Origin of the sequence: Streptomyces californicus, assembly GCF_000717645.1 — a bacterium.
GTDB classification, from domain to species: Bacteria; Actinomycetota; Actinomycetes; order Streptomycetales; family Streptomycetaceae; genus Streptomyces; species Streptomyces californicus.
The window spans coordinates 176,131-192,398 of record NZ_JNZZ01000013.1; the positions used below are offsets into that span (position 1 = coordinate 176,131).

General features: G+C 71.0%; 12 protein-coding genes and 1 pseudogene. 6 read left to right on the forward strand and 7 right to left on the reverse strand.

Annotated features, from left to right (window positions below; all coding sequences use genetic code 11):
* The first annotated feature begins 12 nt into the window (after positions 1-12).
* The 4 genes and pseudogenes from IF19_RS0118490 to IF19_RS01000000134810 all read left to right on the forward strand — a co-directional run bounded on the left by IF19_RS0118490 (position 13) and on the right by IF19_RS01000000134810 (position 5,464).
* The gene (locus tag IF19_RS0118490) at positions 13-888 is read left to right on the forward strand and encodes a helix-turn-helix domain-containing protein (RefSeq protein ID WP_030113045.1); all 876 of its coding nucleotides are present in this window, start codon (positions 13-15) and stop codon (positions 886-888) included.
* A gap of 690 nt (positions 889-1,578) precedes the next feature.
* A complete protein-coding gene (locus IF19_RS0118495; RefSeq protein WP_030113046.1) occupies positions 1,579-2,598 on the forward strand; it encodes a hypothetical protein in 1,020 nt (339 codons plus the stop codon).
* 332 nt (positions 2,599-2,930) lie between these two features.
* Complete coding sequence (locus IF19_RS0118500) at positions 2,931-3,587, forward strand: maleylpyruvate isomerase family mycothiol-dependent enzyme (RefSeq protein ID WP_030113047.1); 657 nt, start codon at positions 2,931-2,933, stop codon at positions 3,585-3,587.
* A gap of 630 nt (positions 3,588-4,217) precedes the next feature.
* A pseudogene (locus IF19_RS01000000134810) lies at positions 4,218-5,464 on the forward strand (MarR family transcriptional regulator).
* 628 nt (positions 5,465-6,092) lie between these two features.
* Here the strand turns inward: IF19_RS01000000134810 and IF19_RS1000000138295 are convergent.
* Positions 6,093-6,338: a hypothetical protein gene (locus IF19_RS1000000138295; RefSeq protein ID WP_078580941.1), complete on the reverse strand. Its 246-nt coding sequence runs from the start codon at positions 6,336-6,338 to the stop codon at positions 6,093-6,095.
* Positions 6,339-6,776: 438 nt separating this feature from the next.
* Entirely contained in the window at positions 6,777-7,037 is a 261-nt protein-coding gene (locus IF19_RS1000000137430) for a hypothetical protein (RefSeq protein WP_128647751.1), read from the reverse strand.
* Between the two features lie 63 nt (positions 7,038-7,100).
* Between IF19_RS1000000137430 and IF19_RS0118510 the strand changes: the two genes are divergently transcribed.
* A complete protein-coding gene (locus tag IF19_RS0118510; protein WP_030117583.1) occupies positions 7,101-7,550 on the forward strand; it encodes a DNA-processing protein DprA in 450 nt (149 codons plus the stop codon).
* Between the two features lie 35 nt (positions 7,551-7,585).
* Positions 7,586-8,917, forward strand: coding sequence for an NsdA family TPR-like regulatory protein (locus IF19_RS0118515; RefSeq protein ID WP_030117584.1), 1,332 nt, complete (start codon positions 7,586-7,588; stop codon positions 8,915-8,917).
* Positions 8,918-9,894: 977 nt separating this feature from the next.
* On the opposite strand, the gene IF19_RS0118520 is transcribed toward IF19_RS0118515, so the two are convergent.
* From IF19_RS0118520 to IF19_RS0118540, 5 genes are all read right to left on the reverse strand, one after another.
* Positions 9,895-10,539, reverse strand: coding sequence for a TetR/AcrR family transcriptional regulator (locus IF19_RS0118520; protein ID WP_030117585.1), 645 nt, complete (start codon positions 10,537-10,539; stop codon positions 9,895-9,897).
* Positions 10,527-11,261 carry an enoyl-CoA hydratase family protein gene (locus IF19_RS0118525; RefSeq protein WP_030198315.1) on the reverse strand — a complete coding sequence of 245 codons (735 nt, stop codon included), beginning with the start codon at positions 11,259-11,261 and terminating at the stop codon, positions 10,527-10,529. Before IF19_RS0118525 ends, IF19_RS0118520 begins: the two co-directional genes overlap by 13 nt.
* On the reverse strand, positions 11,258-12,841 hold the full coding sequence (locus IF19_RS0118530; protein ID WP_030277925.1) for a 4-coumarate--CoA ligase family protein: 1,584 nt from the start codon (positions 12,839-12,841) through the stop codon (positions 11,258-11,260). Before IF19_RS0118530 ends, IF19_RS0118525 begins: the two co-directional genes overlap by 4 nt.
* Before the next feature lie 165 nt (positions 12,842-13,006).
* Positions 13,007-14,176: an acyl-CoA dehydrogenase family protein gene (locus IF19_RS0118535; RefSeq protein ID WP_030117590.1), complete on the reverse strand. Its 1,170-nt coding sequence runs from the start codon at positions 14,174-14,176 to the stop codon at positions 13,007-13,009.
* Positions 14,173-16,248 carry an ATP-binding protein gene (locus IF19_RS0118540; RefSeq protein WP_030277923.1) on the reverse strand — a complete coding sequence of 692 codons (2,076 nt, stop codon included), beginning with the start codon at positions 16,246-16,248 and terminating at the stop codon, positions 14,173-14,175. The genes IF19_RS0118535 and IF19_RS0118540 overlap by 4 nt, the downstream gene beginning before the upstream one ends.
* Positions 16,249-16,268: the final 20 nt, after the last annotated feature.

A 16,268-nucleotide genomic window follows, 5' to 3' on the forward strand; every position in this document is an offset into this window, starting at 1 on the left:
ACAGGCCGGCACATGACCACCTCCCCCTCTTCCTCGGCCCAGGCCGCGCGGGAAGTCGTCGCAGGACGCCTGCGGGACCTCCGCAAGGGAGCCGGACTCACGGTCACCGAGCTGGCCGCCGGGTGCGGTTGGCACCACGCCAAGACCTCCCGGATCGAGAACGCACGCACCGCCCCCTCCACCGGCGACATTCGCCGGTGGTGCCGCGTAGCCGGCGCGGAAGCCCTGACCGAAGACCTCATAGCCCAGTCGCTGCACGCCGAATCCATGTACACCGAGTGGCGCCTCCAGGTCCGCCAAGGACTCGCGCAGCTACAGAACAGCTCCGTTGCCTTCTTCCGGCAGACCGAACTGTTCCGCGTCTACTCCTCCTCGCTCGTCCCCGGCCTCCTCCAGACCGAGGGGTACGCCGCCGCCGTTCTCGCGATGAGCGCCCGATTTCGTGAACTGCCCGTCGATGACAGCACCGAAGCCGCCCGGGCCCGGGTCGAACGTTCCCGCGTCATCCACGAGCGGGGCCACCGCTTCGTCCTTCTCATCGAGGAGGCCGTCCTCCACTATCGGATCGGTGACGCCGACACGATGGCCGCCCAACTCGGCCAACTCCTCACCATCGGCGCCCTACCCGCCGTGTCGCTCGGCATCATCCCCACCACCGCGCACCGCGAGCAGTGGCCGCGTGAAACGTTCCACGTCTACGACGATTCGCTCGTCTCCATCGAGCTGACTTCGGCCCGGGTTCGCATCACCCAGCCCAGCGAGATCGCCTTGTACACGAAAGCGTTCGAGGAACTGCGACAGGCTGCGGTGTACGGCGCAGAAGCACGCGCCCTGATCGTGAAAGCCATCGACGCCCTCGGCTGGCCCGAGCACCGTGCAGGGCGATGAAGTTACGAAGCTACGGTTACGTCCCCGAGGGAGTGGGGGTAGCCCCAACTCGGGCCGATTGATCTGGTCGTGGCGACGGCGCGTCATGCGCATACAGAGCTGTCGCGTCGATGCACTCCCCCTCAGCGCCAACGAGATCGTCACCGCCCCCGCAAGGCTCCGACCTACGATCCGGTCGCGGCTGCACCTCCTCGCAGAAACCGCGAGAAGCCCTCCCCTGCAATGAGGGACGTGCAGAATGACTTCTGTCGAGCATCAAACAGGTCGATTCACCCCGAAGGTCCTGCATGACCGTTTCTCAAGAAGTTAGCAAAAACGAGCCTACCGCCGCCTAAACCCGCAGGTCACGAACAGTGCTCCGCGCGCGTGCGGGGGTGGTCCCGTGCCGATGGGGTCGAAGGGGCTGTGCATGAAGTGCTCCCCGCGCGTGCGGGGGTGGTCCCGGAGTCCTCCGCCTCTACCGGCACATCACCACGTGCTCCCCGCGCGTGCGGGGGTGGTCCCCCGTACAGGATCGTCTCGCGCCGACAGTGGTAGTGCTCCCCGCGTGAGCGGGGGCGCCCCCTCCACACCCCCACCCGGCTCCACCCAGCCGGCCAGCCGGGCGCCCCTCCCCAGTCGCGATACGTACCCCCACAGCCCCCGTCCACCCGACAACACCGCAGGTGGCGTGCCCTATGGTCTCCGTTCATGAGCCGAACCACGCCGCCCCGCCCGGTGAACATCGAGGCGCTCTTCCCGAAGCTGGGCGCGTTCCGCGGTACGACGACGCGGCTGCACCCTCGGCCCGGCCGTCCGGACGCGGCGGCCAGTTCGGTCGGCGGCCCCATGCTGTGGCCGGCCGACGAACCGTGGCCGGTCTGCACCGAGCCGCACAAGCGCAGCAGCGGGTACCGCATCGCGGACGTACGACGTGAGCGCCAGGTGCTCGCGGACGCCTGGGCCCGGGACCGCCCCACCGATGAGGAGCGGGACCTGCTCAAGGAGCTGGGCCGCAGGCACCGGCAGCGCGAGATCGCCGACACCGATCCGATCCCGCTGGTCGGCCTGGCCCAGTTGTATCGGCGGGACGTCCCCGGCCTCCCTCCCGGCCCGGACGGATGCGATCTGCTCCAGGTCTTCTGGTGCCCGTTCGAGGCGCACGGGCCAACCCGCTACGGCCTGGCCCCGCACGTACGCTGGCGCCGCTCCGACCACGTAACCGTGCCGCTGGACACGCCGCCGCAACCGGCGCTGGTCGGCTTCAAGGGCTCGATCGCCGAACCCTGCGTGCTGCACCCCGAAGTGGTCGCGACCTACCCGTACGCGGACTCGCTCCCGCCCAGGCTGTGGAGGAAGATCGACTCCTGGGAGGACGCGGAAGCACGCAGGGCGGAACGGCGCGACCAGGACGAAGAGCCACCCACCTACCACCACGACCTGTCGATTCCCCAAGGGTTCCGCGTCGGCGGATTCCCCTCCTGGCGCACGACCGACCCCCAGGCAGTGAACTGCGAAGCCTGCGCAGCCCCCATGAACCTGTTGCTGACGCTCGACAGCTACGAGTGGAGCGAAGCCGACGGCAGCTGGATGCCCATCGAGGAAGGCAACATCGCCGAACGCCAACGGGACCGCTGCCCCACCCAACTCGCCTTCGGACGCGACGGCTTGCTCAACATCTTCGCTTGCCAGGCCGACCCTGGGCACCCGCACCGCTGGAGCCTCCAGTAGTACGCGCCGCCCTCTGCGGCCGGACGCTCCCGTCACCCGCGATCCCCGAGCCGGACACCGTAGCCTGACTCCCGTACGCAGTGGTCGGCGCACTCAGAGCGCGCGGCGGGTTCACGAGAACGAACAAGGCCGACGCACCGACGGAACGCTCGGCGCGCTCGCCCCGATTCCAGGGCCCTACCGATCTACGCTCCTGATGGCGGTGACGTCCCGAGCGATGAGTTTGCCGCACCAGAAGGGTCTCTCCTTCGGACGTTCGTACCGACGCCCACGTGCTCCGGACCCGGTGCGGCCCAGAACACGCGCCACGACACGTGACAGGAGACCTCCCTATGGCCGGCTCGAAATCGGCAGTAGATCGCCGCCCGACAGCCGCGATCTGGCCGCTGATCCATGCTGAGCGAGCGGCACTGGCAGCCGACCTCGCAGATCTGTCCGACGACAGGTGGTCGACTCCGTCCCTCTGTACCGAATTGACCGTGCGCGAAGTACTCGCGCACATCACTGCGGGGGCGAGCCTCAACGCCTTCCGCTGGATGGTCGGCGTGATCCGCTGCCGCTACGACTTCGACAAACAGGTGGCGATGCGACTGGCCGAACAGCTCGGCGCGACCCCGGCCGAGACACTTGAGCGCTTCCGCCGCGTCGTCACCAGCACGACCAAGCCGCCCATCCCCGCCCTGGCGATGCTCGGCGAGACGGTCGTCCACGCGGAGGACATCCGTCGGCCGCTGGGCATGCGTCGGGACCACCCGACCGAAACCATCACGATGGTGGCCGAGTACTACCGGGGGACGGACCTGGTGGTCCCCGCCAAGGGCCGCATCGATGGCCTGCGCCTGGTCGCGGACGACGGTCCGTTCGCGACCGGTTCCGGGCCCGTCGTGTCCGGCAGCACTCTGGCTCTGATCATGGCGATGACCGGACGTTCGGCGCACCTCGATGACCTGCAAGGCGACGGGGTCGAGCGTCTCCGAGAGCGCTGCTGAGCGACGCGACGGCACGGACCAGCCCCTCGACGGCGAAGGCGGCGACCAGTGAGCGACGAAGGCGTACGCACCCGCCTCTCATGACCGTCCACCCCTTGGTCGCCCCGAGCCCGCGCGGAAGTGGAGCGACAGGGACGAGCACCGGTGTCAGTGCCCACGGCGGCGCACCGCTGACGAAGAACAACCGCCCATCACCGCCGGTACGCGCCTCACACCTATCGCCGCACGACGCGCTCGGCGTAGCGAACAGGGATAGGTACGTGCGCGCGTGGTGCGGTACGAAGAGTGGCTTACGCAGCACGGGAGTTACGCGCGACTCGCAGCACTCGCACGGGCCCCGGAGCACCCCGCATCCGGATCTCAAGGCCCGAGCCCCGAGACCTGAGCTTCGAGACCCAGGCTTCGGACTTCGGGCTTCAAGATCCGAGTCCCGGGGTGGTCGGGTCACTCGTGGGGAGTACGGAACGGAGGCGCGGGCCCGAAGCTCGGGTCCCGGGTCCCAGATGCCGGGATACGAGCCCCGAGACCCGAGCGCCTTCGTGCGAGCACAGACCAAAACGACCCCGACACGGTGCTGCGAACACCGGGCCAGGGTCTAACCACAAGATCTCCACCTAGAAAGCCGATCTCATGGCTACTCAGCACCTTAGTCCCGTCCCGCCCGCTCCCGTGATCTCCCACGCCTACCCGATGGCGAAGCCGGGCTACGGCAAGCGCAACGCCCCCGACCAACGTCCGCCCGCACGCGAGGACTTCGCCCTGCTCCCGGCCCGCGAACGCTACGTGGCAGGCTTCATCGACCGCCTGCCCCAGGCCGCGGCGATGAGCGTGAAGCAACTGGCCAAGCACCTGCCCCTGTACGGCCAGCAGGCCATCGGCACCTCGCTGAACAGCCTCTCCGTCGCGGGCCACCTCCGCCGAGTCCGCTCCAGACTCACCACGGGCACGAGGGAGGCGAGGTCCGCTGGACCTTCCGCACGTTCTGGTCCCGTACGGCACGCGACAACGAGTGGTGGAACGCCTACCTGGCCACGGAACACTGCATCCAGGCCATCACCCCAGCAGACGTCGCCGCGCCTGCGCCGCCTTGGACGTCTTCCACGGGAGCGCTGACACCCTGCACCACGGCCGAAAAGCGTCAGCAGCCGTCCACGCCGACGCAAGCCCAGGCCGCGCAGCCGACCCCTGAGGCCGCCACCGCCGTACCGCAGCAACGCCCCCCGGCCCCGACGTCAGCCCCGCACGGGTCCCCTCACCGCGATCAGCCCCGGACCACCGAGGACGTGGCGGATGCAGCGGCCGTCCCAGACCCGGAGCGCGCACCGACGGCCCCGACTGCGGCACCCGTACAGGCGTCCCCCACCGCTGGCGAGACCCCGGCAACCTTCCAGGCCACACCCGAACCCGGGCCGTCCGACGCCTACTTGGCGCTGGCACGTCTGGGCCGTAACGACCACCGCCTCGCACTCTCCGCAGCGGACTGCACCACCCTCGAACCCCTCGCCACCGCCTGGCTGGCACGCGGCATCACCGTCGACTACCTGACCACCGCCCTCACCGCAGGACTCCCCGCCCACATCGACTCCCCCGCCGGCCTCCTCCACCGCCGCCTCACCGACAAAATCCCACCCCACATCCCCAGGGCGACAGAAGACCGATCGCCGGACACCAAGGAACCAACCCACGAAGCGCTACTGGTCGAATGCACCAACTGCCGCCGCCCAGGCCCCCCGCAAGCCCTCCCCGACGGCCTCTGCCGCCCCTGCCACCACGCACACACCACCGGAAGCAACGACACCACCGCACCCACCACAGAAGAAATCGCCACCGTCAAAGCCCACATCGCCAACCTCCGCAACCTCCTCAAACCCGCCTGACCCCCATTCGACAGCCCGCCGCTGGGCTGGGCTGGCACACCACACCCCCGGGGGGGGCAACCCCTCGGAAGGCAGAACCGCGCCCCTTCCACCGAAGCCCGGACGATGAGAACAGCGGTGGGCAGAATGGCATCAGCCGAACCACACACGCGACCCCTTTGTGAAGGAAGACGAGATATGCCGGTTTCTCAACAACACAGTAAAAACCGCCTCCCCGTCACCTAAACCCGCAGGTCACGAACAGTGGTCCCCGCGCACGCGGGGGTGGTCCCCGTGATGGGCATGGCGCGAGGGATGGCGCCGAGTGGTCCCCGCGCACGCGGGGGTGGTCCCAAGACGCCTGGGGACACCCTGAGCGAGCACGTGTGGTCCCCACGCACGCGGGGGTGGTCCCATCGCGGTGGGCCTGGTCCTCCTCCTCCAGGGGTGGTCCCCGCGCACGCGGGGGTGGTCCCACAGCCGCGCTCGTGAACTGGCGGATCACCACGTGGTCCCCGCGCACGCGGGGGTGGTCCCCTCGACGGCGAGTCCCTGGCGCTGCGCCTCTAGTGGTCCCCGCGCACGCGGGGGTGGCCCACGCACCATCGCTTACGTGAGATCACGGCCTCGAAGCCTGGAAGGGCGGAACCTACGGCCCCTGCTCCGGCGGGTTCCGTGACCATCCGAGCCCCTGCCCGCCGGCCCCGATCCGGCGCTCCGGAAGGCCATAGATTCCGAAAGGCGGGAACAGGTCGACGCGGCGCGGGTAGTCGCCCTCCGCGCACGCCCGACACAACAGATCCCGGCCCCGATCGGTGTGCCGCACGGCAGTCACCGGAGCGCGCCAACATGCCTCGCACGTGCGGACATCCGTGATCGACAGATCGGGGCTCATCCAGCACCCTCAAGCGCAGTGGCCCCCTCGTGACACGGACAGGCGCACGTCGGCAGACGGCACAGGGCATGCACACCGGCCAGGTCTGTCACCAACGCGCTGCGACACACCACGCTGCACGGCCCGTCCGCACCGGCCGACAACGCGTCCAGCGCTACAACCGGCTCCCCGGCCTCATCGCCCCCGGTGATCGGATCACCTCGCCACAGCAATGTCGCCCCATGCTCCGGGTGGCTCGCTGCCGCCCCGGCCGAGCGGTCGCCTGCGCCCCCGTCCGCGTACCGCCTCATCCGCGCGCCCTTCGCCAAGCACGACCCAACCGCACGGCCGTGGAACAGGATTCCCCGGAACGGCAGGTGGCGCAGGAGTGGGTGTGGCTGAGCCAGGCCCGGTATGCCAACTCCCCTTCCTGCGTCCGCGTCCCTTGCACCGCCCCAGTCACAACGTCCCCGCTGCGGTGGGTTGCGAGCCCTTGAGCAGGTGCACGACACGATCAGCGCACTGCTTCTCACGCCCTCGTTCCCCGACACCGTCAAGGGAGCTTGTGACGTACCGCTCTCCCTCCGCGACAATCTCCTGGGTGAGGAAGGGCTGCGTCGGATCCGTGACGTGCAGGCGCAGTTCGGGTTCGAGGGCGACCACCCGCAATCCTTGATTGCGCAGGTGCCCCGCCAGTCTTTGCAGGTCGGTGGCGTTCATGCCTTGACCGTCTCAAGAGAGTCGGCCGCAAGGTATATGACAAGCTATGACAGGAAGTGGATCATGAGGACGATCGCCATCACCGGCACGCGTCGGACGGGGCACAAGAACCCTGCCGAGTACGCCGACCTCTTCGAGCAGTACCTCGGGCCCTTCGCTCAGAACGCACACTTCTACATCGGCGGCGCAGCGGGTATCGATTCGCTCGCCCTCCTCTGGCTCGCCGACCGGACCACCTCGGCCATCACAGTCGTCGCGCCGGGCACCATGTCCCGTCAGCCTCCCGAGGCGCGTGATGCCGTCGCCCGTTCGAGGGACCGCATCAAGGAGGTCGTGGAGCTCGGAGCCACCGAACTGCACGCTCCGGCCTACCACGCCCGTAACCGATGGATGGTCGACCGTACGTCGATGACCATCGGGTTCCCCCACGCCACGGAGCCGTCGACCGGTACATGGCAGACGATCGAGTACACCGCCGAGCAAGGCAAGCCGCGACTGATCGTGCCGGTATAGCCACGAACAGCCACGCCGAGCGTCACCATGAAGACATGGGAAACCGGGCCGCAGGAGCGGCGACCCTGAAACGTCTACGGCACAGCCGCGGACTCTCCCTGGCCGGTGTGGCCCAGGCGCTCTCGCAGATCGCCGTGTCACTGCGTCAGCCTCGCCTGCCAGCCGTACCAAGCGTCCAACGTTCTGTAGCCCGCTGGGAGTCGGCAGCACCGACGCTGCCCGACGAGCGCTATCAGCTTCTCCTCGCTCACCTCTACGCCCGCACGCCGGCGGGACAGATGGCCGTCGGCACCGGCTCTGACCTCGCTGAATTGCTCGGCGCGCTGCTCGATCTCGGGGAGAGCGAGACGCGCGTCGCCTTCCTGCGCACGGCGCTCATGCGTACCGCCACGGACACCGGCGGCATGCTCGCTCTGCTCTCCACGTCCGTACAGGCCGACCTGTCTGCTGCTCTCGCCGATCCGAGCCGGGCGACCGAGCAGACCTCGGCCGGGCTCGCTGCGGTCGTGGCGGACGTCAACGCGCAGGTGGGCTCGGTGCCGATGGTGCGACTTCAGCTACTGCTCGCGCCGGTGATCGACGCGTGCCGCCGTCTGCTGGCCGGGCCTCTTCCCCGGCCGGTGGTCCCTCACGTCCGGGCAGTCGCCGTCGCGGCCTACGCTTTGGCCGGTCGCCTGTCATTCGAGATCCGGGACGACGGGGCATCGCAGGCCCTGTACGCCGAGGCCACCGCCCAGGCCGTGCGGGGCGGAAGCACGTGGCTGCAGGCGTCCGTCCACATGAGTCACGCGCTCGTCACTCTCTACTCGTCACCCGATCTCACCGACGCACGGCGACTCGTCGAGCAAGCGGTGCGGGTGGCCGGCTCGGGCGAGAACGCCCACGTACGAGCGCGGGCGCACGCCCTTCAAGCCGAGATCGCCGCCCGGGGCGGGTTGAAGCGCCAGGCGCAGGCATCGCTCGGACTCGCCTGGTACGACATGGAGAACCATGGCGGTTGCGACCCGTTGCGCGGCGCCTTCTCAGCAGGTCACCTCCGTGGGTTCGAGGGGGTGTGCGAGCTGTACGTCGGTGACCCCTCAGTCGCCCATGGCCGATTCGCCGCCGCAGCGTCCGCGTTGGCCGCTCCCCGGGAACAGGTTCAGCGCGCGATCGTGAGAACCGATCAAGCCCTTGCCCGGATTCGGTTGGGCGACCCCCGGTCGGCTACCGCGCTGCTGCACGAGTGCGTGGTCGCCGCGACGACGACCGGCGGCCGAGTACCGGCGATTCGGCTGCGTCGGGCGCGGGTTGAGCTTCGACCGTGGCGCCGGGAGGACTTCGTCGCCGACCTGGACGATCACTTGATGGACGCCCTCGGGGCCTGACAACGGGCTTCGCTCACTGCTTCCTGGCCACTCCATGGCAGGGAATGACGAGTTCCTTGAGCCGCCGAAGCTCCGGTCAGGAGTCACGTGCACACGGGCCCTGGGGGCGAGGGCCGAGTCGGCCGACTCAAGGCACCGGTAGTGGTCGTCGTGGTCGAAGACCTCACCGACGTCGGCCACCAACGTGTTCGCACAGCGGGCCCAGAACACAACGCCCCTGGCCGACACCTGCGGAAGGCCGGGCCGCTTCTCTTCCACCGAAGCCGGGCCCACGAGGTCGACGGCGGGCAGAATGGCATCAGCCAAGCCACGCGCATGAACTTTTTGCGACAGAAGGTCGGATATGCCGGTTTCTCAAGAAGTGAGTAAAAACCGCCACCCAGCTACCTAAAACCCCAGGTCACGAAGGGGTGGTCCCCGCGCACGCGGGGGTGGTCCCGCGACGGCATGCGCCCGGCAGAACCCGTACGCGTAGTCCCCGCGCACGCGAGGGTGGTCCCCACTTCATGACCTCGCGGACGGTGGCGCCCTCGTGGTCCCCGCGCACGCGGGGGTGGTCCCGACGGGTTGTCGGCGAGCTTGAAATGCCATGCGTGGTCCCCGCTCACGCGGGGGTGGTCCCGGGCGGCAGTTGGGCGCCTCGGTCGCCATGACGTGGTCCCCGCGATCGCGGGGGTGGTCCCTCGTGGGTCGGCCAGATGTCCATGGCAGGCGTCTGGTCCCCGCGCACGCGGGGGTGGTCCCACGCTCACCATCGGGGAAATGGCCCGGCATCTGTGGTCCCCGCGATCGCGGGGGTGGCCCGGCGACAATGGTCGGCGTACCTGTACGACGGTGTGGTCCCGCCCGGTGCGGGGCTGGTCTCGCGGGTGTTCGCGGTACCGCTTCGGCCGCCCCGTGTCCCGTAGACGCCCAGGGGCACTCGGCGCGACACCGGGCCGCCCTCCCAGTGCCCTACGGAGAGGCGCCCCGGTCGCTCAGCCCAGCCCCTCCTCCACCAGGGCCGCCCACTGCGCCACCACCCGGGCCCGGCGGGCCGTGTCGTCGGTGAGGAGGTTGGCGAGGCCCAGGCCGCGGGCCATGTCCAGGAGGCCCTGGACCGTTTCGCGGGCGCCGGGGCGGGACTCGTCCGCGCCCAGGAGTTCGACCGCGATGCGGTGGGTCTCGCGGCCCACCCGCGCCTCCAGTTCCGTGACGCGCGGGCGGAGCTGGGGCTCGTTGGAGGCGGCCACCCAGAGGTGGAGCGCGGCCCGGAAGAGGGGGCCGGTGTAGAGGTCGACCAGGGCCGCGACCACCTCCGCGCGGCCCTGGACGGGGAGCGCGCGCAGGGCCGCCGAGCGTTCCTCCGCGACGTACTCCACCGCCCCGGTGAACAGGTCCTCGCGGGTCGGGAAGTGGTGCTGAGCCGCCCCGCGCGACACCCCGGCCCGCTCGGCGACGACCGCGACGGTGGAGCCCGCCCAGCCGTGTTCGGCCAGGCAGGCCACCGCGGCCTCCAGGAGCCGCTGCCGCGTGGCCCGGCTGCGGTCCTGCTTGGGCGCGTGCCCCGCTTTCGCAGCGGAGCCCGAAGCGGGGGTGGAAGCGGAAGCGGAGGTGGAAGAGGAAGAGGTCACCGCACCCATGCAGGGTCCCGTCGTTCGAGGAAGGCCGTCATCCCCTCCCTCGCCTCGTCGGAGGCGAACAGCGCTGCTGAGCGGGCGATGAGGTCTTCGGCGTACTGGTCGAAGCTCCTCAGCACCGTAGCCGTGACCAGCTCCTTCGACGCGGCCAGCCCCTGGGGCGAGGCCCGCCGCAGCCCGTCCAGGATCGGTACGAGGGCTTGGTCGACGTCCTCGGCGGCCTCCGTGACCAGCGAGATCCTGGCCGCCTCCGCCGCGTCGAACCGTTCGCCGGTGAGGTAGTAGCGGTGGGCCGCCGTACGGTCCAGGCGCGGCAGCAACGTCAGGGAGATCACCGCCGGGGCCAGGCCCAGGCGGGACTCGGTGAGGGCGAACGACGACGCCCGGCCCGCCACCGCGATGTCGCAGGCCGCCAGCAGGCCGAGCCCGCCCGCCCGGACATGGCCGTCCACCCGGGCCACCACCGGTTTCGGCAGCGCCACGATCTCCCGCATCAGGCCCACGAACGCCTCCGGGTCCGGCGGCGCCGTCAGGTCCGCCCCGGCGCAGAACGTCGTACCGGTGTGGGTCAGCACCACCGCCCGTACGGTGTCGTCCGCCGCGCAGGCCGCCAGCGCCTCCCGCAACGCGCCGACCAGGCCGGCCGAGAGCGCGTTGCGGTTGGCCGGGGAGTCCAGCGTCAGGGTGGCGACGCCCCGCTCCCCCGTACGTGCGATCAGGGTCACTGTTCCTCCGTCTTCTCCCGGTCGCGCAGCTCGCGCCGGAGGATCTTGCCGGAGGCGGCGCGGGGCACCGCCTCGATGAACTCGGCGCGCCGCACCTTCTTGTACGGGGAGACGCGCTCGGCGACGTACGCCATGACGTCGTCCTCGCTCAGCCCGTCCGCCGCCGGGCCCCGGACCAGGAACGCCTTCGGGACCTCGTTGCCCTCCGCGTCGTACACCCCGATCACCGCCGCGTCGGCGATGTGCTCGTGGGTCAGCAGGAGGGCCTCCAGTTCGGCGGGGGCGACCTGGTAACCCTTGTACTTGATGAGTTCCTTGACCCGGTCGACGACGAACAGCCAGCCGCCCTCGTCGACCCGCCCGACGTCGCCCGTGTGCACCCAGCCGTCCGCGTCGATCATGTCGGCGGTGGCGTCGGGGCGGTTCAGGTAGCCCTTCATCACCTGCGGGCCCCGGATGAGGATCTCGCCGTCCTCCCCGGCCTCCGCGTCCTTCGCCGGGTCCTCCAGCGAGACGATCCGCATCTCGGTGTTGGGCAGCAGCCTGCCGACCGTGCCCGGCGGGGGCTGCTCCACGGAGAGCGGCACCACGTGCGTGCCCGGCGACAGCTCCGTCATCCCGTACGCCTGCCGTACCGGCGGCACGCCCAGCCGGGCCGAGCAGGCGGCGGCCAGCTCGGCGTCGAGCGGGGCGGCGGCGCTGACGATGTACTCGATCGAGGAGAGGTCGTACTCCCCGACCAGCGGGTGCTTCGCCAGCGCCAGCACGATCGGCGGGGCCACGTACAGGCCGGAGATCCGGTGCGTCTGGATGGCCTCCAGGAACTGCGCCAGGTCGAAGCGGGGCAGGACGACGACGGTCGCCCCGCAGCGCAGCGGGGCGTTCATGAGCGCGGTGAGGCCGTAGATGTGGAAGAAGGGGAGGACGGCGAGGACGCGGTCGCCCTCGCCCATCGGGACGAACGGGCGCAGTTGCTCCAGGTTGGTCGCGATGGACCGGTGCGTCAGCATCACACCCTTGGGCGCGCCGGTCGTGCCGGAGCTGTACGGGAGGGCGGCGACGTCCTCGCCGGGGTCGATGGCGATCTGCGGTTCGGGGGCGGTGGAGGCCAGCATGTCCAGGACGGAGGTGTGCCCCTCGGCCTGGTCGCATACGTAGATCTCCCGTACGCCGCCCGCGAGTTCGGCCGCGCGGCGGGCGGTGGCGAGGAGCGGGGAGACCGTCACGATCCATCGCGCGCCGCTGTCGGTGAGCTGTTTGGCGAACTCCTCGGGCGTGGCCAGCGGGTGGACCGTGGTGACGGAGGCGCCGGCGCGGGTGGCGCCGTAGAACACGGCCGGGTAGGCGATGGTGTTGGGGCTGTGCAGGGCGAGGACGTCGCCCTTGGTCACCCCGGCTTCCGCGAGTGCGGCGGCGATCCTGCGGTGGAATCCGTCGAGTTGGGCGTACGTGAGGGACATGCCGTTCGTGCCGTCGATCAGGGCGACGGTGTCGCCGAACCCGGCGGCTTCGCCGAGGACCGCGTCGTGGATGGGTGTGTCGAGGGCCGGTACGTCTGTGTACGCGCTGCGGAACACCATGGCGGTCCCCTGTCGTCGCGGTGCCCCGCGCCGCCCGGGTGGCGGCGCGGGACACCGTGCGGGTGTGGAGTGTGGAGGGCCGGAAGCACCCTTGAGGGGTCAGAATCGCCCCTGTGGGCCGTGGTTGGGGAGGGGTCGGACGCGAACGGCTCGGAGCGCGGGGGCTCAGTACGACTTGGGCAGGCCGAGCGACTGGTGCGAGACGTAGTTCAGGATCATCTCGCGGCTGACCGGCGCGATACGGGCCACCCGGGACGCGGTGATCAGGGAGGCGAGGCCGTACTCGCTGGTGAGGCCGTTGCCGCCGAGGGTGTGGACGGCCTGGTCGACCGCCTTCACGCACGCCTCCCCGGCCGCGTACTTCGCCATGTTGGCGGCCTCGCCCGCGCCGATGTCGTCGCCCTCGTCGTACAGCCGGGCGGCCTTCTGCATCATCAGGCGCGCCAGTTCCAGCTCGATGTGGGCGGCGGCGAGCGGGTGGGCGATGGCCTGGTGGGAGCCGATCGGGGCCTTCCAGACCTGGCGGGTACGGGCGTAGTCGACGGCCTTGGCGAGCGCGAAGCGGCCCATGCCGATGCCGAACGCGGCGGTCATGATCCGTTCGGGGTTCAGCCCGGCGAAGAGTTGCAGGAGCCCCGCGTCCTCGTCGCCGACCAGGGCGTCGGCGGGCAGCCGTACGTCGTCCAGCACCAGCTCGAACTGCTTCTCCGGGGCCTGGAGTTCCATGTCGATCTGGTTGCGTCCGAAGCCCTCGGCGTCGCGCGGGACGATGAAGAGGCAGGGCTTGAGCTTCCCGGAGCGGGCGTCCTCGGTGCGGCCGACGATCAGGGTGGCGTCGGCTATGTCGACGCCGGAGACGAAGACCTTGCGGCCGGTGAGCAGCCAGTCGTCGCCGTCGTGGCGGGCGGTGGTGGTGATGCGGTGGGAGTTGGAGCCGGCGTCGGGTTCGGTGATGCCGAAGGCCATGGTGAGGGTGCCGTCCGCGAGGCCGGGCAGCCAGCGCCGCTTCTGCTCCTCGGTGCCGAAGCGGGCGATGACCGTGCCGCAGATCGCGGGGGACACGATCATCATCAGCAGCGGCGATCCGGCCGCTCCCAACTCCTCAAGGACGATCGAGAGTTCGGCCATGCCGCCGCCTCCGCCGCCGTACTCCTCGGGGAGGTTGACCCCGAGGTAGCCGAGCTTGGCGGCCTCCGCCCACAGTTCGTCGGTGTGCTTGCCCTCGCGGACGACGGTGGTCATGTAGTCGCGTCCGTACCGCTTGCCGAGGGCGGCGACGGCTGCGCGCAGGGCCTGGTGCTCTTCGGTTTCGAGGACGGTGCGTGCGGTGCTCATGCGGTCTCCTCCGGTACGGGGGCGGGGGCCGGGTCCTCCTGGACGACGGCGAGGAGCGCGCCGACCTCGACCTGGTGGCCGGGCACGGCGTGCAGGGCGGTGAGGGTGCCGGAGGCGGGCGCGAGGATGCGGTGTTCCATCTTCATCGCCTCCAGCCAGATCAGCGGCTGTCCGGCTTCGACCGCCGCCCCGGCGGCGAGGCCGTCCGCGACGCGGACGACGGTGCCGGGCATCGGGGCGAGCAGGGAGCCGGGGGCGGTGTGCGTGGCGGGGTCGGTGAAGCGGGGCAGGGCGGTGAACGTGTACGAGGCACCGGGCGTGTCCACGTACAGGCGGTCGGCGTCCGGGTCGGCGGTGATCGTGAAGTGGCGCGTGACGCCGTCGAGTTCGAGGGTGACGCGGTCGGGGCGTACGGCCAGGACGCGGACGCCGGGGGCGTCGTACGGTTCGGGGGCGCCGGTGCGCGGGGTGCGGTAGGCGACCTCGTGCTCGGCGCCGTCGGGTTCGCCGCGGTAGCGCTTGCGCTGCGGGCCCGAGGGCACGTTCCGCCAGGCCCCGAAGCGGACCGGGGGCGGGCCGCCGGCCGCGAGCGCTCCGGGCTGTACAGCCGCCGCGAGGTCGGCCGGGCGCACCGCTTCCGCTCGGGCCCCCGTCCGTACGGCCTGCGCGGGAGCTGTCCGGTGTACGGCCTCCGCGAGGGCGGCGGCGAGGGCGGCGGTGGCGGGGTCGCCGGGGCCCGGGGCCGTCAGGCCGGCGAGGTGCCGGTCGTAGAAGCCGGTGTCGAGGCGGGCCGCCGCGAAGTCCGGGTGGCGCAGCGAGCGGACGAGCAGGTCGCGGTTGGTGACCGGGCCGTGGATCCTGGCCCGTTCCAGCGCGCGGGCCAGCAGCCGGACGGCCTCGGGGCGGGTCGGGGCGTGGGCGATCACCTTGGCGAGCATCGGGTCGTAGTGCACGCCGATGGTGTCGCCGCCGGTGTACCCGGCGTCCAGGCGCAGGCCCGGCGCGTCCGGCACCCCCAGCGCGAGGAGCGTGCCGGTCTGCGGCTGCCAGTCGCGTGCGGGGTCCTCCGCGTAGAGGCGGGCCTCCACCGCGTGGCCGGAGGGCTGCGGGGGCTCCGGCTGCGGCAGGGGTTCGCCCTCCGCGACGCGCAGTTGCAGGGCGACCAGATCGAGCCCGAACACGGCCTCGGTCACCGGGTGTTCGACCTGGAGACGGGTGTTCATCTCCAGGAAGTACGGGCGGCCCTCGGCGGAGACCAGGAACTCCACGGTCCCCGCGCCCCGGTAGCCGACCGCGCGGGCGGCGGCCACCGCGGCCTCGTGCAGCCGCTCGCGCAGGGAGTCGTCGAGGCCGGGCGCGGGCGCCTCCTCGATGACCTTCTGGTGACGGCGCTGGAGGGAGCAGTCGCGGGTGCCGAGCGCCCACACGGTGTCGTGCGCGTCCGCCATCACCTGCACCTCGACGTGCCGGCCGCGCTCCACGTACGGCTCGGCGAAGACCTCGCCGTCCCCGAACGCCGACGCGGCCTCGGCGGATGCGGCCTGCAACTCACCTGGCAGTGCACCGAGTTCGCGGACGATGCGCATCCCGCGCCCGCCGCCTCCCGCCGCCGCCTTGAGCAGCAGCGGCAGATCGTCCTCGCCGGCCGTCGCCGGGTCGACGGGGGCCAGCAGCGGGACCCCGGCCCCGGCCATCAGCTCCTTGGCCCGGGTCTTGGACGCCATCAGCTCGATGGCCTTGACCGGCGGGCCCACCCACACGAGCCCCGCCTCCTGGACGGCGGCGGCGAAGGCGGCGTTCTCGGAGAGGAAGCCGTAGCCGGGGTGGACGGCGTACGCCCCGGCGGCCAGCGCGGCGGCCACGACGAGGTCGCCGCGGAGGTAGGTGTCGGCGGGGGCGGCCCCCGGCAGCCGTACGGCGAGGTCCGCCTCCCGTACGTGCAGGGCGTCGGCGTCCGCGTCGGAGTACACGGCGACCGTGGTGATGCCCAGGTCGCGGCAGGTGCGGAAGACGCGGCAGGCGATCTCGCCCCGGTTGGCGACGAGCAGGGAGTGGATCACGTATCTCCTCATGTGCGGGTCTCGTCCGGAAG